Source organism: Brevundimonas subvibrioides ATCC 15264, assembly GCF_000144605.1.
GTDB lineage: Bacteria > Pseudomonadota > Alphaproteobacteria > Caulobacterales > Caulobacteraceae > Brevundimonas > Brevundimonas subvibrioides.
Map to the genome: position 1 here is coordinate 2043540 of NC_014375.1, position 17040 is coordinate 2060579.

The following is a 17040-nucleotide window of genomic DNA, read 5'->3' on the forward strand; positions in this document are numbered from 1 at the left end:
CTCACGCCTGATCGTCGAGTTTGGGATTGGTGATCGGGGTGTCGCTCTCGAACCAGTGTTCGAACCGTCGGTATTCGCAGAGCCAGCGCCCATCGACGCGGCGATACCGGTCGGTCGCCAGCGAGATCGTCACCGGGACGTGGCTGCGCAGCGCCTTCACACCGTCGGCGGCGTAGAGCGTCAGAAAGTTCGTCGCCTCGGCACGGTCATCGCCGCTCCGAGCGGCGCGGAAATTGGTGAAGGCGTGGACGGACACCCGGGGCCCCTGTGCGGCCCGCCAGGCGTAGAACTGTTCGATTTTCGCGCGACCTTCGTAGGACGCGAACTGTCCGTGGAACACCGCATCCTCGGTGTAGAACGCTCCCGTTCCCCGGCCCTGGTTGGTGTCGACGTCGTGCCAGTAGTCGGCCAGCTGCAACGCCAGTTCGGCCGTCAGACTGAGCCGGTCCTCGTCGATCATGTCATCCTCTGGATCACTCGCCACCCCCGAACTTGGACGGGCGGTTACGACCTAGAGGCTGCGAGACACGTTGGCTTGCCCACGAAGGCAGGCACAGTTGCGCCAGACGGTACTCGGGTGACTGTCCGGCTAATGGGTCAGACCGCTCCGGCGATACTGGCGAGGCGGCACGCCAAAACGGTCGCGGAAGCTGCGCGCGAAGTGCGACGAGCTGTTGAATCCCCACGAAAACGCGACTTCCGTCAGCGTATGCCCGGTCCAGCCGGGCTCCTGGATCTGGCGCGCGCACTCCTCGAGCCTGCGCCGGAGGATATAGCCAGACACGGTCTCGTTTCCCGTGGCGAACACCAGCCTCAGATAGCGCGGCGAGATGCGCAGCGCCGCGGCGATGGAGGCGGGTGAAAGCCCGGGGTCCCTGAGGTTGGCCTCGATATGCCTGACGATGCAGGCCTGGCGACCCCGCACCACCGACGAGCCCTGGATCTGGTCATCGAAGGCCAGAGCATAGGACGTGGCCATGACCTCCAGAAGGTTCCTGGCGACGCGCTGGTCATACGGGGACGGGATCCCGAGCTCGGCCTGGCTTGCCAGACTGCGGATCATCGCTGCCGCAGTGCCGGTCAGTCCGACATTGCCTTTCAGCAGCTGACCGCAGAACACCTCCGGCGAAGGGACATAGACCCTGAGCGTTTCCGCCGGCACGCGTAGCATCAGGACTTCGGAGTTGTCGTTCACGCGAAAGAAATGCGGCGCCGAGCTGTCGCAGAGCGTGAAATCGCCCGCCTCCAACCTGGCCTCATGCCCGCAGTGGCTCAACTCGCCTTCCCCCCTGGTCTGCAAAACGAAGGTGTAGAGGCGCGGTGATCCGACCGTGATGTGATGTCGTGTTCGCTCGATACTGCTGGAGTCCGCAGCCATACGAGCCAGTCCAATAGGACCGAGCCTGCTCATCGACAGTTCGGCGTTGAAATGGCTGCGATCGGCCGGAATGAAATCGACGTGGTTGAGATGTGACGAGTACAGTTTGTTCCAGGCTTCGGATCGCCTGGCGGCGGGCAAGCCCGCCGTACTGAAACTTTCCATTGCTTCCTCCGCTATCTCGCGTCGCCAGTTTTCCGGCTTTCGCCGAAGTCTGATCGTTCTAGCGAGCCTTCACGAATCTACTGACTGAGGCAAGGGCCGCTTGCCGCATCAGTCCCTGGTCGGAGGAAACGATGAAGCTCGAGACGCCCAGACTGTGCAACCATAGCGCATCCGGGGCATCGACGGCCCCGACATGGGCGAGCAGCGGAAGACCGTGCCGTTTCGAGGCGGCCACGATCCGCTCGACGATGTGCCGGATCTCTGGCGCATCGGGAGCACCCACTCCAAGCTGCGCGCTCAGATCGCCGCGCCCGATGAAGGCCCCCGTCAGGCCCCCCACCGCGAAGATGGCGTCGAGGTGATCGAGCGCCGCGATGTCCTCGATCATCGCCAGGACGGCCACCGATGCATCCGCCTGCTCGATGTGATCGCGAAATCCACGCCGCCCGTATCCCCCCGCGCGGGGAGAATTGGAGAACCCTCGCGTGCCCCCGCCGTAGCGCGCCGCCGCGACGATCGCCTGGGCCGTCCCGGCGTCGGCGATGTGGGGGACAAGGACGCCCGTTGCCCCGCAATCGAGCGCTGACAGGATTTCGACCGGGTCGGCCGACTGCACCCGGACCAGGACATCGATCTGGGCCGCCCTGCCCGCGAGCGCGATGAGGTCGATGTCACCCCGATCGAAGGGGGCGTGTTCGGCGTCAACCACGACGAAGTCGAAGCCGACATCGCCGAGGATCTCGGTGGCGTGGGGGCCTGGCGACTTGAGGAACGTCCCCAGCATTCGCTCGCCGCCGCTCAGGCGGTCCCGGAAGCACGCGACTGAAGGCACAGGCATGTCCCTTCCCTAGGAAAAGTAGAGCTTGAGTGCGGTGCGCGATATCTGCTGGCGCTGGTCGCGATCCGGAACCCAGCGTTCGAAGGCGCGCAGCGCGCTGTCGAAGGCCACGTGGCCTTCGTGACCGACGAAGGGGCAATCGCTTCCCCAGAGCAGCCGGTCCGGACCGATTTCCGCCAGCATGATCCTGGCCATACGATCCGCCAGGGCTTCGCCGCTGGGCTCCAGCGCATCGCCGTCGTAGTCCAGGTCGTGCAGGCGATAGTCGCCCGACAGCTTCACCCATGTCCTGCCTCTGCCCACCGCGCGCAGGGCCGCGGCTATGCCCGGGCAGTCTTCCGCCATGCCCGGATCGGGATGCGCGAAGTGATCCAGCACGATCTTCACGCCGGTCTCCTCCAACTGGGACAGGACACCTTCGAGGCGGACGCCCTCGACGGCGACATGAACGTGCCAGTCGAGGTCCGCGACGCGGCGGAAGAACAGACGATAGCTCTCGTCGCTGAGATCCGGCAGGTCCGCCAACCGCGCCAACTGCAGTCGGACGCCGACGATGCCGTCGGCCTTCATGGCGTCCAGGACGTAGCGATCCACAGTCGGCGGAAGGATCGCCGTGCCGCGCAGCCTGCCTTGGTGGCGAAGTTCCGAGATCATGTAGTCGTTGTAGAAGCCCGAGACGCTCAGCCCCGCCACGACGCCGAAATGCACGCCGTGCGCGTCGAGCAGGTTCAGGTACTCCTGTGCGCTGAAAGCGTAGGCCGGCTTGGTCCAGGCCGTCGCGCTGAGCGGCAGATTGTCGTCGAAGATGTGGGCATGGCAGTCGACGATCGGGGCGTCGGTCAGGGATGCTGAGGTGTTCAAGGCTCTTCCTCCCTTCAACCCGGCATCGGATAATCGTCGGCGTTCAGTACCCAGCCCGCCATGGCCGAGAAGTCGGCCCGCGGCGGGCTGAAGATGTCGACGAGGCGATTGTCCTCCGCGGCCACGGAGGCCGAGGTGTGGATCGATCGCGGCGGAATGATCGCCACGGAAGGCGCGGGGCAGAGCATGTGCTCATCGTCACGCCAGTCGAGCGAGTTCTCCGTCCACGGCCAGCGGAGATGGTGAATGAACGACCCTCCGAGCGCGAGCGAGCCCTGCTCGAAATCATCGTGGTGATGCGGCGACAGCCTGGTGACATCCCGCGGGCCTGCGGGCTCGAACACGTTGACCATGAAGGTCGTGCACCGCCAGATCCGTCCGAACCTGCCCTCCTGTGGCGGCACGGTCAGGTCATAGGCGCGGATGCGAAAGCCGCCCGCCGGGTCGGGCCAGGGCTCCAGCGGCGGAATGAAGGGCGCAGGGTCCGCATAGACGTCTGCGTTGGCGGCCAGCGCGGCCAGATCCAGGGACCGGGTCGTGAACAGACGCACGAGCGTGCCCCCGTGCGGAAGCTCGAGATCGCTGTCCCCCGGCGGTATCATGACGATGTGTCCGCCGTTGACCTGGACGGTTTCTGCGCCGGCGCGAACAGTCGCCGCGCCTTCGATCAGGGCGACATACTCATCTACCTGGTCCCGTCGTTCGAACCGCGCGCCCGGCTTCGCTTCCGTGTAGGCAACGACGAAGTTCTGGCCGCGGGTCAGCCAGGTGCGTCCGCTCTCGTCGTCGATCTGGGGGGCGAGTTCGCCGAACAGAGCATAGGACGACGCCCCGAACCCCCGGTCCGCCGGCGCGCTGCCCCCGACCTTTGCAGTGCTCAGCCCGGCACGCGGATCGCTGCTGGCATACATCAGACTGGCGCTGGACATCGTCAGGACTCCTACTCGAGCAGCAGCGGCGGCTCTCGGCCGCTCACGGGATTGCGGAAATGGAAAGGCAGCGGTTCCGCATCGGGGAACGGCGAGAACACGGGTCCGCGCAGCGGACGGTCGGGCGGATAGTCCGCAAGAACGTCCGGACCCGGGGCGAACTGGCGGGCGGCGGCCGGATCGACCCTTCCCCACCCGTCCCGGTATCCGGAGAACCAGATGTAATCGAGATCCATGCCGGACAGCTTCCAGACGCCGTCTTCCAGGACGGCCTCGTCCTCGTAGACGCCGCCGATGAAGGGCCCCGGCCCGGTGGGCAGGGATCCCACCTGGAACAGCCGCAGGTGCATGCGCGCAGAACCGGCATCTGCGGCGACCGTGATAACCGGCTGAATCTTTTGGTGAATGGCCAGAAAGGACGAAACACGCCCCTTGTCGCCGTAGCGATGGATCAGGGACTGGTAGACGCGGTCCCGGCCGACATAGGTGCCGATGTAGGACAGTTCCTTCCAGCCGTGCGTCGAGAACAGATCCCGCACCTCGGCCCACCGAAATTCGTCGATGTAGTAGCCATAGGCCGTGGCGATGTTCTCCACCGCATCGACGGCCGCCGTGGCGGCCAGGCGGCGTTCCAGACCGTCCGTGGTCGGGGTCGGATCGGGCGCTTCCCGGACACTGCGGGCATCGACCGACGACACCGCCAGCACCGTGGTTGCTGGAGGAAACGAGGGCCTGCCCCCTCGAACTGGATGCTCGAACTGAATTTCCGGGAAGGCGGCCACCGGGTGGCACACGTCCCCCGATGCCGCAGCCAGCGCCCATGTGGGATGGTCGGTGACCTGGCTGCCGGCCCAGCCGAGGACATAGTCCGCGGCTGCCCGCGGATACAGGCGTGCTGCGGCAAGACGCCAGACGCCGTCCTGCTTGACGTAGCTGTTTTCGCAGGTCGCCACCGTCCAGTGCGCCTCGACGTGATTGAGGCCCAGCATCCCCAACACGATGCCGCGCGCCGATGCGGTCTGACCGCCGTGATCGACCGTGACGACCGGTGCAAACAGAAGGTGATCGTTCAACTCACCGTGTCGAAGACCCGCAGGATGAACGGCCTCCAGGCGCTGACGGATTGCGTCTGGACCCACGACGTCGCCACCGGCCAGAACCAGACGACCGTCCTCGGCGAACAGGTCAGCGACATCGTCCCATTGCCGGCGATCGACGTAGTAGCCCCAGCTGTTCTGCAGGCGGACGATCGCGGCCTCATCTTCCAGCCGCACGATCCTGACCGACACGTCCTGCGCGACGTCCGCCGTGTCCGGCACCGGCCAGTTATCGGGCAGATCGGTCGCCGGTCGGCCTGCCGAGGCCGGCGAGAAGTGGTATTCGACCGCCTGTGGCGGGTCGACGACGTTGCGCCAGCCGTCCAGATACGGCCCGGCGAACTGGGGAAAGGCGTGAAGGCTCGCGATCTTCCAGGCCCCCTCCTCGAGCACGTAGTCGTTTTCCTGGATGCCACCGGCCCAGTCCGCGCGCTCTCCGGCAACCGCGTCGATGGTGAGTTCGTGCCAGCGCCCCTTCCCGGAGCGACCATCCGCCGACAGGGTCACGACGGGCGACATGACAAGGTCGACCAGCAAGCGCCCCTGCGCCACCTCCCCGACTGTCTGGCGCAGGTGGTCCCGAATGGCCGATGGCCCGGTTATCCGTAACTCACCGCGGACGAACACGCCGTCTGCTGCGAACAGCGCGGCGATATCGTCCCAAAGGCCGATCTGGGCATAGTGTGCCCAGGCGTGTTGAAGCCGCTTGATGGCACGCACGCTTTCGACACGCTCCACCTGCGCGGCGACGCGGCCCATTCCGGGGATCGCAGGTCCGGTGTCGGGCGCTGGCACTCTAGAGTCCCCCCGAGACGTTGATGGTGGCACCCGTGACGAAGGCGGCGTCTTCCGAGCTCAGGAACATGACGCTGGCGGCAACCTCGTCCGGCGTTCCGGCGCGCTGCATCGGCGCACGTCGGGCCCCCTCGTCCAGCCGGCCCGGGCGGTGCATTTCGGTATCGATCGGGCCCGGCGACACGACGTTCACCCGCACGCCGTCGGCAGCCACTTCCCTGGCAAGGCCAATGGCGAGCGAGTTCAGCCCGCCCTTGCTGGCGGCGTACCAGACGAACTCCCCGGCCGAGCCATAGTCGGACGCGCGGGAGGACAGGATGACGATCGAACCTCCCTGCCCCCCACGCCGGGTCGCCATGACCTGGATTGCGCGACGGGCACACAGGATCGCCCCCAACAGGTTCACCGCAATGACCCGGGAGAGCGTGTCCACGGCGGCGTCTGCCAGCGGGGAGGCAGGGCCGGTAACCCCGGCGCAGAACGCCATCGCCGTCAGAGGTCCAATGTCGGCGACAGCATCGAAAATTGCGTCGACGTCGCCCTCGACGGCAACGTCCGCCCCCACCGCGACGGCATGGCCACCCGCCGCGACGATCCTCGCCACAACCCCTTCGGCGCGGTCCGGGCGATCGGCGTACGTCAGCACCACCGGGTGACCCGCAGCCGCGGCACGGACGGCCACCGCTTCGCCGATGCCGCGACTTCCGCCGACGACGAGAAAGACGCCCTTGCCCACTAGCATGCTCCAGCCTGATCCACCGGGCATGTCGTAACATCGCACTGGAACGTAAGGCAGCGGGCTGATGCGATCGTCACAGCGCCGCCTCGTAGATGCGAGAGCAATCGTCGAGCGTCACGACGCGCGGGTTCCGCTCAAGCAGTCGGGTCACGGTCATCGCCGCCGTCGCCATGCGGGGAATGGCGTCCCTGGTGATGCCGAAGCGCGCCATCGACATTTCCACACCGCAGCGACGCGACAGATCGACGATACGCTCGATGCCGGCAAGCGCATCGGTCCGCGCATCTGCAGAAGGTGCCACGCCCAGAGCGTGGGCGACGGCGGCGTAGCGTTCGGGCGCGGCGTCCAAGTTGAAGCGCAGGACATGCGGGAGCAGCAGGGCGTTGGCGACGCCGTGGGCAATGTGGAACTCCCCGCCGAGCGGATAGGCCAGGGCATGGACCGCGGCCGTGTTCACCGGCCCGAGGCACAGCCCGCCGTAATAGCTGGCCCGCAACATCGCCGCCCTGGCCGCGATATCCGATCCGTCGTAGACCGCACATTCCAGGTTCGCCGCGATCAAGGCGATGCCGGCGAGTGCCTGCACATCGACCAGCGGGTGCGCGAAGCGATTGGCGTAGGCCTCGATGCAATGGGTCAGTGCATCGAGGCCGGTGGCGGCGGTCACGGCGGGTGGCATCGAAACCGTCAGGCCCGGATCGAGATAGGCAGCGTCGGGCACCAGATGGCGGCTCACGACGCCCTTCTTCAGCTCCTCGTCCTCGTCCGACAGAATGGCGATCGGGGTGACCTCGCTGCCGGTTCCGGCGGTGGTGGGAATGCAGGCGAGCGGCAGGGCTCGCCCCCTCAGACGATCAACCCCGATGACGTCGGTGAGGTCCTGCTTCCCGTCCAGCAGGGCGGCCACGAGCTTGGCGACGTCCATGGCGCTGCCGCCGCCGAGCCCCACGACCGCGTCGGCCCCGAAATCCTTCGCTGCCTTGAGTGCCAGACCGAACTCGCCGAGCGTCGGCTCGCCTGCAAGGTCGGACCAGATCGTCACGGCACAGCCCCGGGCGCGCAGCGCCGCGACCATTCCTTCACAGTGCGTCAGCGTGGGCGGCGTCGTGACGACGAAAACCCGCCGGACGCCCTGATCCGCCAGATCCGTCGCGCACATCGTCGCGACCCCTTCGCCGAAGCGGACAAGGCCGACGTTCGTCAACGTCAGAAGCCTGGTCTCATCGCAGATCATACCGCCCTCGAATTCTTCCAGGCACCGGCTTAGCGCTTGTGGCTGGTCAGACTTGACTGGGACGGCAATCGAACTTGCGTGTTTGACCGCTCACACGGTTTGGGGCTTCGTCTCTGCAAACGGTGCCTCGCCGGGTCCGTGACCGTATTGCGCGATCCGATGGAGACGAGTTCGCGTTGGACTGACAGCACCGCCACACACCCCCGGCACCGTGCTCTGATCTGACGCCGGTCGTGCAAGGCCCCGCAACGTCGGGCCCTTCGGCCGCCAGACTCCGGTACAGGCAACCCTTCCACGCGGATGAGAGCAGGTCATGACCGGCCTGGCTCGCCCGGTCTCTGCCTGGACCGGATGTATTGGAGTTTTGCGGTTATCGCTTTGAACAGGCACCTCGCTGGAGACAGAGATCGAGGGGTGCTGGCCGTGGCGCCGCTCCGAGCGCGCAGAACCCCGCCCCGGCCGCTGAAGATGACGTCCCGCACAGTCTGCTCGGTGCCAGCGCAACGACACTGGAGCGAAGGTGTTGACCGGATGCGGTCGGGGCCTGTCAGCCCGCCCGCCACTCCGTGAGCACAGCGCCCGCGGCGTCTTCGAAGGCGACGCGATCCATGCGCGCGGCCGCGACACAGACCGGACGCTGATCGGGACCTGAGGCCTTGCAGCGGATCGCGCGGCCTCCCGGGAAGCCGACGATCCGTCCCTGCAACACCAGGCGATAGCCGCCGACCGGGGGGGACAGCGTCTGACCTGCCGCGGGCCGGACCGAGAAGGCGTAGGCTCGACCATTTCGCCGTCCGACACGCGAGCCCCCCGCTTCAAACACCGCCGCAATGCCCAGGGTCTGCGGCGAGACCGCCGGCTCCACGGTCAGCAACGGATCGGTCGGAGCGGAAGGACAGGTTTCGGCCGCCATCCAGGGGCGCGGGACCCAGAAGCCCTCGACCGCCTCCCACGTCTCCGCCTCGCGCGCGCCGAGAGGAGCCGCGATGAGCGCGGAGTCCGTCCAGTCGCCCGGCGTCAAGCTGAGCTGGATGGCCCGGTTGTCGTCGGCCGGGGACCAGCGGGCGACGCCTGGCTCTCCCTCGGCTGCACCGGGTATCGCAGGGCCTGAACATCCGAACGGCATCCGCACCGTGAAGCTGCGCCCGATCAGAGGATCAGCCGTTGTCGGGGTCCGACCCTCCGCATAGGCCGAGGCCGCCTGTGCGGCGGCGCTGATCAGGTCGCCGCGGCCAAGCGCGGTCTGGGGTTGCGGTGCGAGAGGGGTCGCCTTCTCCGGTATCGCCACGGGCGCGTCGGCGGTGTCAGGCGTGGTCGGCGCATCGGCCGCGCGGTCGCACTGGACGAGCGCAAGACTGGCCGCGGACACGAGCGCCGCCGCCAGGATCGATCGGCGACGCGACATCGAAACGTAGCGTGACATCCCGCGACCCTAGCACGGGAACGTTCCTGAGCGCGACCGCAGGCGGCAAGGCTTGACCCGGCCCCCTTCGGGGCGTCAGCAAGGAAGATGGAATTCAATCAGATCGCGGCTCTGGTCGTCCTGGTCGTGGTCGTGGGCGTCCTGATCCATGGCAAGGTGCGATCCGACGTAGCGGCCTTGACGGCCGCCGCCGCTCTGCTGCTGATGGGGGTCATACGGCCTGTCGAGGTCCAGGGAGCCTTCGCCAGCCCCGCCGTCATCGCCCTCGCCTGCCTGTTCGTCATCGCCTACGCGATCGAGCTTTCCGGCTTGCTTGGTCTGCTGATCCGCCAGGCCACGGCGCTCTGCGCGCGCCTCGGAGCGGCCGGCCTCTGGCTGGTCATTGTCCTGTGCGGCGGCGCGTCCGCCTTCCTCAACAACACGCCGATCGTGGTCCTCGCCGCGCCCGTGGTGCGAGACGTCGCGACCTCGCTCAATCTCTCGCCCAAGCGGTTCCTGATCCCGCTCAGCTACATCACCATCATGGGCGGCGCCTGCACCCTGATCGGGACCTCGACCAATCTTCTGGTCAACGACATGGCGCGAAACGCCGGCCAGCCCGTCTTCAGCCTGTTCGAGATCACGCCCGTCGGCCTGATCATCGCCGCGGTCGGCGGTCTCTATCTTTTTCTCGTCGGCGGACGGCTGCTCGCCGGTCGCGCCGACGCGGAGGCGACGCTCTACGGCCCGCACGAGCAGACAGGCGATGGCCTTCTGGGAGACGCGGAACTGTTCGCCGTCGATCGCCCGTTTGATCTCCGGCGGGCGTCGATCTCTCTCGTCGTGTTCGCGGGCGTCATCATCGCCGCGGCCCTCGGCATCGCGCCGATCGCCGCTTCTGCCTTTGCCGGTGCCGTCATCCTGATCCTGCTGCGCGTCATCAGCCCGGACGAGGCCTATGCCGGCCTGCGCCCCGAAGTCCTTCTTCTGATCGCCGGCATGGTCGTGGTTGGCCTGTCGATCGAAGTCACAGGACTGGCCGCGTCCGGCACGGGTCTGCTCATCGACGTCATTCGCCCTTTCGGCCCCCTCGTCGCCCTGGCGATCCTGTACGGGGTCACCCTTTTCGCCACCGAGTTTCTGTCGAACGCTGCCGTCGCGGTCCTGATCACCCCGGTGGCGGTGGCTCTGGCCGACAGCCTCGGCGTCGATCCCCGCCCCTTCCTCGTCGCGGTGATGATGGCGGCCTCGGCGGCGTTCGCGACGCCGTTCGGCTACCAGACCAATGTGCTCGTGTTCGAGGTCGGCAAATACAAGTACATGGATTTCGTGCGGGTCGGCGTTCCCCTGAACCTCGTCACCTGGATCGCCGGGGTCATCGCCATTCCGATTTTCTTCCCCTTCTGAGCCATCGTCCACGGCTTCGCTGGTGCGCCCGGTCAGACGGATCGCTCTCAGCGGCTGCAGAACCGCAGCGGTTGTCGACAATCCCGGCTCCCGGGCGATCACGCTCGACCTGCTTCAAAACGACCGGATGAAAGATCCCGGGGTCGCCACCTCGGGGCCGCCTCGGCTAGGGTCCGGACGACGCGTCTCGATCGAGCGCGTGCCCGATCCCGAATATCTCGAACGAGAAAGTCAGTCGTTGCTGCTTGTCCTTGCCCTGTTGCCCCTGATCGGTGCTCTCGCGCCGGCCCTGGCTATTCGCAGGGGGCGCAATGCCAGTGCACTGGCGGCCGGTGCTGTGACGCTGGCGGCGCTGGTGATCCTCGGATCGTTCGCCCCCGCCGTGCTGGCGGGCGAGGTCGTGCAGGCCCGGATCGACTGGATCCCGCTGCTGGGGCTGAACCTCAATCTGTTTCTCGACGCGCTCGGCCTGATGTTCGCGGGCATGATCCTGGGCATCGGCCTGCTGGTCATCGTCTATGCCCGGTTCTACCTGGCCAAGGCGGATCCGATGGGGCGGTTCTTCGTCTATCTGCTGCTGTTCCAGGGGGCGATGACGGGCATCGTGCTGTCGGACAACGTCCTGCTGCTGCTGATCTTCTGGGAGCTGACCAGCCTGTCGTCCTTCCTGCTGATCGGCTTTTGGCGGCACCTGCCCGAGGGCCGGCAGGGCGCGCGGATGGCGCTGGCGGTCACGGGCGCGGGCGGGCTGTCGTTGATCGGCGGGCTGCTGATCCTGGGCAATATCGCCGGCTCCTACGATCTGACCGTGATCCTGCAGAACCGCGAGGCGATCCAGGCGTCACCGCTGTATCTGCCGGCCCTGCTGCTGATCCTGGGCGGCTGTTTCACCAAGTCGGCCCAGTTCCCGTTCCATTTCTGGCTGCCCCACGCCATGGCCGCTCCGACGCCGGTCAGCGCCTATCTGCATTCCGCCACCATGGTGAAGGCCGGCATCTTCATGCTGGCGCGGCTGTGGCCCGTCCTGTCGGGCACGGGCGAATGGTTCTACCTCGTGGCCACGACCGGCCTGGTGACCATGGTCTTCGCCGCCGTCGTGGCCCTGTTCAAGGATGACCTGAAGGGGCTGCTGGCCTATTCGACCATCAGCCATCTGGGCTTCCTGACCATGCTGTTCGGGTTCGGCACCCCGATGGCGGCGGTGGTCGGAGTCTTCCACATCCTCAACCACGCGACCTTCAAGGCCGCCCTGTTCATGAACGCGGGCATCGTCGATCACGAGGCGGGGACGCGCGACATCAAGCGGCTGGGCGGCCTGGCGACCCTAATGCCGATCGCCGCGACCCTGGCGGTCGTCGCCGGCCTGTCGATGGCGGGCATCCCGCCGCTGAACGGCTTCATCTCCAAGGAAATGATGCTGGAGGAGGCGTCCCATACCGTCTGGTGGAGCCAGCCCTGGCTGGTGCCGGCCCTGGCCACGCTCGGCGCGACCTTCTCGGTGGCCTATTCGTTCCGCTACATCGTCCATGTCTATTTCGGGACGACACGCACCGACTATCCGAAGACGCCGCATGATCCGGGCATCGGCCTGTGGGGCCCACCGGCGGTGCTGGTCGGCCTGGTCGTCGCCATCGGCCTGTTCCCCGCCGTCGTCGCGGGGCCCCTGGTCGAAGCGGTGTCGCGGGCCGTGATCGGGGGCGAGACCCCCTATTATTCCCTGTCGCTGTGGCATGGGGTGACCCCCGCCCTGTTCATGAGCCTCGCCGCCATCGGCATCGGGGCGGTGATCCTGGGCGCGCATCGGCCCATCGCCGCCGTCTGGCACCGTCTGGTGCTGCCCGATGCCAAGACCCTGTTCGATCGGGGGCTCGAGGCGGCGACCCGGGCGACGGTGGCCTTCACCGACCGAACCCAGAACGGCTCGCTAGAGCGCTACATCGCCATGTTCATCGGCACCGCCGTGGTGGTCGGTTTCGCCGGCTTCTTCGGCTTCGGATTCGTCGCCGGCGACCGGCCGACGACCCCGGCCTCGCCGATGGCGATCGTGGCCTGGGCCGCGCTGATCACGGCGACGGTTCTGGTGCTGCTCCATCACCGCGCGCGCTACCTGTCGCTGATCTATATCGGCATCGTCGGGCTGGTGATCTCGCTGGGCTTCATCCACCTGTCCGCGCCGGACCTGGCCCTGACGCAGATCTCGGTCGAGGTGGTCACCATCCTGCTGATGCTGCTGGCGCTCAACCTGCTGCCCAAGACCAGCCCACGCGAGAGCGGCCTGCCCCGCCGCCTGCGCGACGGCGGGCTGGCCGTGCTGTCGGGTCTGGGGGTCGGCGGCGCGGCCTGGGCCGTCATGACCCGGCCGCTGGACAGCATCTCCGCCTATTTCTGGGAGAACGCGTACTCGGGCGGGGGCGGCACCAATGTCGTCAACGTCATCCTGGTCGATTTCCGGGGCTTCGACACCTTCGGCGAGATCATCGTTCTGGGCATCGCCGCCCTGGCCATCGTCGCCCTGCTGGAAACCGTCGGAACGGGGGCCAGCGGACGCCGGATCCTGGCCTGGGCACCGGATACCCCGCGCTCGCCCGAGCACCACCCGATGATGCTGGTGGTCGCCACCCGCCTGCTGCTGCCGCTGGCCGTGATGGTGGGCCTGTACATCTTCCTGCGCGGCCACAACCAGCCCGGCGGCGGCTTCATCGCGGGTCTGGTCATCTCCATCGCCATCCTGATGCAGTACATGGCCTCCGGCTATCAGTTCGCGGCCCAGCGACTGCGCGCGGACCACCACACCCTGATCGGTCTGGGCGTGCTGATCGCGGCCGCCACCGGCCTGGGCTCGCTGCTGTTCGGTGCCCCGTTCATGACCACGGCCTTCGACTATTTCAGCCTGCCCGTGATCGGCGCGTTCGAGCTCGCCACCGCCATGCTGTTCGACGTCGGCGTGGCGCTGACGGTCATCGGCGCGGTGATCCTGGCCCTGGCCCAGCTGTCCCAGGTCGCGCAGAGCGCGGAGAAGCAGGAGCCCCTGCCGGCCGATGCGGCGATGGACATCGACCCGTCCCGCGCGCCCCCGCGCCCTGCCTCGACGGAGGCGGACCGATGATCAGCCTGGAGTTCCTGATCGCCTCGGCCATCGCCGTCCTGACGGCGGCCGGCGTCTATCTGGTCCTGCGACGACGGACCTTCCCCGTCGTGCTGGGCCTGGCCTTCCTGTCCTATGCGATCAACGTCTTCCTGTTCGCCATGGGGCGGCTGGTGATCGACCGACCGCCGCTCTACGACAAGGCGGCGGACAGCTACACCGATCCCCTGCCCCAGGCCCTGGTCCTGACCGCCATCGTCATCGCCTTCGGCATGACCGCCTTCGTCGTCGTTCTGGCCCTGCGCAGCTTCCTGGAGACGGGCGTCGACCGCGTCGATGGCCGCCCGGATCCGGAGGCCGACCAATGAACCTGATCGTTTCCTGGTGGGTGGTCACCAGCCTCCTCCTGCCCGCCGTCATGGGCGCCGCGATGGTTCTGCTGCTGCGCCATCGCCTGACCCTGTCGCGACTGGCCTCCATCGGATCCTGCCTGATCCTGATCCTGGTCGCCGCCGTGCTGGTGAACGAGGCGGGTGGCGGCACAATCCAGAGCTATGCCCTGGGCAACTGGCGCGCGCCCTTCGGCATCGTCCTGGTGCTGGACCGCCTGTCGGCCATGATGCTGCTGCTGACCGCGATCCTCGGCCTGATCGTCATGGTCTATGCCATCAGCACCGGGACGGACCGCAAGGGATGGCATTTCCACCCCCTGTTCCAGTTCCAGCTTCTCGGCCTGAACGGAGCCTTCCTGACCGGCGACCTGTTCAACCTTTTCGTCTTCTTCGAGGTCCTGCTGATCGCCTCCTACGGTCTGATGCTGCACGGCCAGGGCGGTCAGAGGCTGAAGGCGGGGGTGCAGTATGTGATCATCAACCTGGTCGGATCGACCCTGTTCCTCGTCGCCGTCGGCCTGCTCTACGGGGTCACGGGCACGCTCAACATGGCCGATCTGGCGGTGCGCGTGGCCGCGGCACCGGCGGGGGATCAGGCACTGCTCGCCGCCGCCGGCCTGCTGCTGACCACGGTCTTCGCGCTGAAGGCCGCGCTGGTGCCGCTGCATTTCTGGCTGCCCGGCACCTATGCGGCCACGACAGGGGCGGTGGCGGCCCTGTTCGCCATCATGACCAAGGTCGGAGCCTATTCCATCATCCGCACCAGCACGCTGATCTTCGGCGAGGACGCGGGCGGACTGGCGTTCCTGGTCGGCCCCTGGCTGCTGCCCGCCGCGCTGGTGACCATCGTCATCGGCTTTATCGGGATGTTCGCGGCCCGCGGCCTGCGCGATCTCGCCGCCTGGGCCGTGGTCGGCTCGATGGGGACGGTGCTGTGCGCCGTCTCGGTCTTCACCGTCCAGGCCATGGGGCCGGCGCTGTATTACATCCTGCATTCGACCCTGGCCGGGGCCGCTCTGTTCCTGATCGTCGACCTGATCGCACAGCGACGCGCCCAGCATGGCGACTCCCTCACCCTGGCCCCCCGCTTCCGCCAGAGCGAGATCCTGTCGGCCCTGTTCTTCCTCGCCGCCATCGCTGCCGTCGGCCTGCCGCCCCTGTCGGGTTTCGTCGGCAAGCTGCTGGTGCTGGATGGGGTGCGGGCTGCGCCACACGCCGTCTGGATCTGGGGCGTGATCCTGACCACCACCGTCCTCGGCGTGCTGGCCCTCGCCCGGGCCGGCAGCATGATCTTCTGGAAGAGCGCGGCGGTCGAGGGCGAGATCGAGCTGCGCGCCCTGCGCGGCACGCGCGGGGGGGTGGGGGCGGCCGCCGCCCTGTTGTTGACGCTCGCCGGTCTGACGGTGCTGGCGGGGCCTGTGACCCGCTATACGGCAGCGGCGGCGACGCAGCTGTTCGCCCCGGAACAGTATATCGCAGCCGTCCTGGGTCCGCAGTCCGGAGGTCGCCGATGATCCGCCGCCTCTTCCCCCATCCGGCTCTGAGCGCGATGCTGGTCGCGGTCTGGATGCTGCTGGTCAACGCCTTCACCTTCGGTGCCCTGTTCCTGGCCCTGGTGTTCGGGGTGCTGGTGCCGCTGTACATCAATCGCTTCTGGCCCGATCAGCCCCGGATCCGCTTCGGCCGCGCCCTGATCGGTTATGTCGGCATCGTCCTGTTCGACATCGTCATCGCCAATTTCCACGTCGCCTCGGTCATCCTGACGCGACGCAATCGCGACCTGCGCGCCCGATGGCTGGTGATCCCGCTGGAGCTCCGCTCCCCCGAGGCGATCACGACCCTGGCGGCGACCATCAGCCTGACCCCCGGCACCGTCTCCAGCGACATCTCCGGCTGCGGCCGATTTCTGCTGGTTCATGCCCTGGACGTGTCCGACCCGGAGGCGGAGGTCATCCGCATGAAACGCCGCTACGAGGGTCGTCTGTTGAAGGTGTTCATATGACCGGAACCCTCCTGCCCGTGGCGCTGGGCTTCGCCTTCGTGTGCGTCAGCCTGTCGATCCTGCTGAACCTGTTCCGGCTGTGGCGGGGGCCGCTGTCGGCGGACCGGATCCTGGCGGTCGACACCCTGACCATCAACGCCATCGCCCTGATCGTGCTGTTCGGCATCGCCTATACGACCTCGGCCTATTTCGAGGCGGCGCTGCTGCTGGCCATGGTCGGTTTCGTGGGCACGGTCGCCTACTGTAAATTCCTGCTGCGCGGGGACATCGTCGAATGAGCCTGTTCGCCGAAATCGCAATCTCGCTGCTGCTGGTGGTCGGCGGGGCGTTCACCCTGGTCGGGTCCTGGGGCCTGGCCAAGCTGCCCTCGGTCATGACCCGGCTGCATGGACCGACCAAGGCCACCACCCTGGGGGTCGGGGCCTGCCTGATCGCCTCCATGATCTATTTCCCCGCCCGGGGAGGCGACTTTTCGGCCCACGAATTGCTGATCGCCCTGTTCCTGTTCCTGACTGCGCCCGTCTCGGCCAACATGATCGCCAAGGCCCATATCCATCGCCAGGGCCGCGGCATCGACCCCAATCCGAGTGACCACATCATGGACGGCCTGCCGTCCCCGCCCGGCGATTCGGACTGGGCGACCTTCGTCGGCGCGGACGCACGGTTCGACTCCGTCTCTAGCGCGCCGGTCGACAAGACCCAATCCTGAGCCCGCC

Annotated in this window: 16 protein-coding genes; 7 read left to right on the forward strand and 9 right to left on the reverse strand. The window is 67.3% G+C overall.

Features of this window, described 5'->3' with window-relative positions:
* Position 1: 1 nt before the first annotated feature.
* The 9 genes from BRESU_RS10170 to BRESU_RS10210 all read right to left on the reverse strand — a co-directional run bounded on the left by BRESU_RS10170 (position 2) and on the right by BRESU_RS10210 (position 9459).
* On the reverse strand, positions 2-460 hold the full coding sequence (locus BRESU_RS10170; RefSeq protein ID WP_013269461.1) for a nuclear transport factor 2 family protein: 459 nt from the start codon (positions 458-460) through the stop codon (positions 2-4).
* A 129-nt stretch (positions 461-589) separates the two neighbouring features.
* Positions 590-1543, reverse strand: coding sequence for an AraC-like ligand-binding domain-containing protein (locus BRESU_RS16925; protein ID WP_013269462.1), 954 nt, complete (start codon positions 1541-1543; stop codon positions 590-592).
* A 58-nt stretch (positions 1544-1601) separates the two neighbouring features.
* Positions 1602-2381, reverse strand: a complete 780-nt coding sequence (locus BRESU_RS10180; protein WP_013269463.1) for an HpcH/HpaI aldolase family protein — start codon at positions 2379-2381, stop codon at positions 1602-1604.
* A 9-nt stretch (positions 2382-2390) separates the two neighbouring features.
* Entirely contained in the window at positions 2391-3242 is an 852-nt protein-coding gene (locus tag BRESU_RS10185) for an amidohydrolase family protein (RefSeq protein WP_013269464.1), read from the reverse strand.
* 14 nt (positions 3243-3256) lie between these two features.
* Positions 3257-4171, reverse strand: a complete 915-nt coding sequence (locus BRESU_RS10190; protein ID WP_013269465.1) for a cupin domain-containing protein — start codon at positions 4169-4171, stop codon at positions 3257-3259.
* 11 nt (positions 4172-4182) lie between these two features.
* Positions 4183-6027 (reverse strand): nuclear transport factor 2 family protein, encoded by a 1845-nt coding sequence (locus BRESU_RS10195; protein WP_013269466.1) that lies wholly within the window; start codon positions 6025-6027, stop codon positions 4183-4185.
* 37 nt (positions 6028-6064) lie between these two features.
* Positions 6065-6805, reverse strand: a complete 741-nt coding sequence (locus BRESU_RS10200; RefSeq protein WP_013269467.1) for an SDR family oxidoreductase — start codon at positions 6803-6805, stop codon at positions 6065-6067.
* 70 nt (positions 6806-6875) lie between these two features.
* Positions 6876-8036 (reverse strand): iron-containing alcohol dehydrogenase, encoded by a 1161-nt coding sequence (locus BRESU_RS10205; RefSeq protein WP_013269468.1) that lies wholly within the window; start codon positions 8034-8036, stop codon positions 6876-6878.
* A 547-nt stretch (positions 8037-8583) separates the two neighbouring features.
* Entirely contained in the window at positions 8584-9459 is an 876-nt protein-coding gene (locus tag BRESU_RS10210; RefSeq protein WP_013269469.1) for a hypothetical protein, read from the reverse strand.
* 87 nt (positions 9460-9546) lie between these two features.
* Between BRESU_RS10210 and BRESU_RS10215 the strand changes: the two genes are divergently transcribed.
* The 7 genes from BRESU_RS10215 (at position 9547) to BRESU_RS10245 (ending at position 17033) form a co-directional block, all read left to right on the forward strand.
* Positions 9547-10845 carry an SLC13 family permease gene (locus tag BRESU_RS10215; RefSeq protein ID WP_013269470.1) on the forward strand — a complete coding sequence of 433 codons (1299 nt, stop codon included), beginning with the start codon at positions 9547-9549 and terminating at the stop codon, positions 10843-10845.
* 238 nt (positions 10846-11083) lie between these two features.
* On the forward strand, positions 11084-13951 hold the full coding sequence (locus tag BRESU_RS10220) for a monovalent cation/H+ antiporter subunit A (RefSeq protein WP_013269471.1): 2868 nt from the start codon (positions 11084-11086) through the stop codon (positions 13949-13951).
* Positions 13948-14298 (forward strand): Na+/H+ antiporter subunit C, encoded by a 351-nt coding sequence (locus tag BRESU_RS10225; RefSeq protein WP_013269472.1) that lies wholly within the window; start codon positions 13948-13950, stop codon positions 14296-14298. Before BRESU_RS10220 ends, BRESU_RS10225 begins: the two co-directional genes overlap by 4 nt.
* Positions 14295-15836 (forward strand): monovalent cation/H+ antiporter subunit D, encoded by a 1542-nt coding sequence (locus BRESU_RS10230; protein WP_013269473.1) that lies wholly within the window; start codon positions 14295-14297, stop codon positions 15834-15836. The genes BRESU_RS10225 and BRESU_RS10230 overlap by 4 nt, the downstream gene beginning before the upstream one ends.
* Entirely contained in the window at positions 15833-16324 is a 492-nt protein-coding gene (locus tag BRESU_RS10235; RefSeq protein ID WP_013269474.1) for a Na+/H+ antiporter subunit E, read from the forward strand. The genes BRESU_RS10230 and BRESU_RS10235 overlap by 4 nt, the downstream gene beginning before the upstream one ends.
* Positions 16321-16602, forward strand: a complete 282-nt coding sequence (locus BRESU_RS10240; protein WP_013269475.1) for a K+/H+ antiporter subunit F — start codon at positions 16321-16323, stop codon at positions 16600-16602. Before BRESU_RS10235 ends, BRESU_RS10240 begins: the two co-directional genes overlap by 4 nt.
* A complete protein-coding gene (locus tag BRESU_RS10245) occupies positions 16599-17033 on the forward strand; it encodes a Na+/H+ antiporter subunit G (protein ID WP_013269476.1) in 435 nt (144 codons plus the stop codon). Before BRESU_RS10240 ends, BRESU_RS10245 begins: the two co-directional genes overlap by 4 nt.
* The last annotated feature ends 7 nt before the right edge of the window (positions 17034-17040 follow it).

What these genes read in the sequence shown, in the direction of transcription:
- BRESU_RS10200 (WP_013269467.1), bottom strand. Translation starts at nt 6,805, where the DNA reads ATGCTAGTGGGCAAGGGCGTCTTTCTCGTCGTCGGCGGAAGTCGCGGC.
- BRESU_RS10170 (WP_013269461.1), bottom strand. Translation starts at nt 460, where the DNA reads ATGATCGACGAGGACCGGCTCAGTCTGACGGCCGAACTGGCGTTGCAG.
- BRESU_RS10245 (WP_013269476.1), top strand. Translation starts at nt 16,599, where the DNA reads ATGAGCCTGTTCGCCGAAATCGCAATCTCGCTGCTGCTGGTGGTCGGC.
- BRESU_RS10240 (WP_013269475.1), top strand. Translation starts at nt 16,321, where the DNA reads ATGACCGGAACCCTCCTGCCCGTGGCGCTGGGCTTCGCCTTCGTGTGC.
- BRESU_RS10235 (WP_013269474.1), top strand. Translation starts at nt 15,833, where the DNA reads ATGATCCGCCGCCTCTTCCCCCATCCGGCTCTGAGCGCGATGCTGGTC.
- BRESU_RS10205 (WP_013269468.1), bottom strand. Translation starts at nt 8,036, where the DNA reads ATGATCTGCGATGAGACCAGGCTTCTGACGTTGACGAACGTCGGCCTT.
- BRESU_RS10195 (WP_013269466.1), bottom strand. Translation starts at nt 6,027, where the DNA reads ATGGGCCGCGTCGCCGCGCAGGTGGAGCGTGTCGAAAGCGTGCGTGCC.
- BRESU_RS10180 (WP_013269463.1), bottom strand. Translation starts at nt 2,381, where the DNA reads ATGCCTGTGCCTTCAGTCGCGTGCTTCCGGGACCGCCTGAGCGGCGGC.
- BRESU_RS10210 (WP_013269469.1), bottom strand. Translation starts at nt 9,459, where the DNA reads ATGTCACGCTACGTTTCGATGTCGCGTCGCCGATCGATCCTGGCGGCG.
- BRESU_RS10190 (WP_013269465.1), bottom strand. Translation starts at nt 4,171, where the DNA reads ATGTCCAGCGCCAGTCTGATGTATGCCAGCAGCGATCCGCGTGCCGGG.
- BRESU_RS10225 (WP_013269472.1), top strand. Translation starts at nt 13,948, where the DNA reads ATGATCAGCCTGGAGTTCCTGATCGCCTCGGCCATCGCCGTCCTGACG.
- BRESU_RS16925 (WP_013269462.1), bottom strand. Translation starts at nt 1,543, where the DNA reads ATGGAAAGTTTCAGTACGGCGGGCTTGCCCGCCGCCAGGCGATCCGAA.
- BRESU_RS10215 (WP_013269470.1), top strand. Translation starts at nt 9,547, where the DNA reads ATGGAATTCAATCAGATCGCGGCTCTGGTCGTCCTGGTCGTGGTCGTG.
- BRESU_RS10230 (WP_013269473.1), top strand. Translation starts at nt 14,295, where the DNA reads ATGAACCTGATCGTTTCCTGGTGGGTGGTCACCAGCCTCCTCCTGCCC.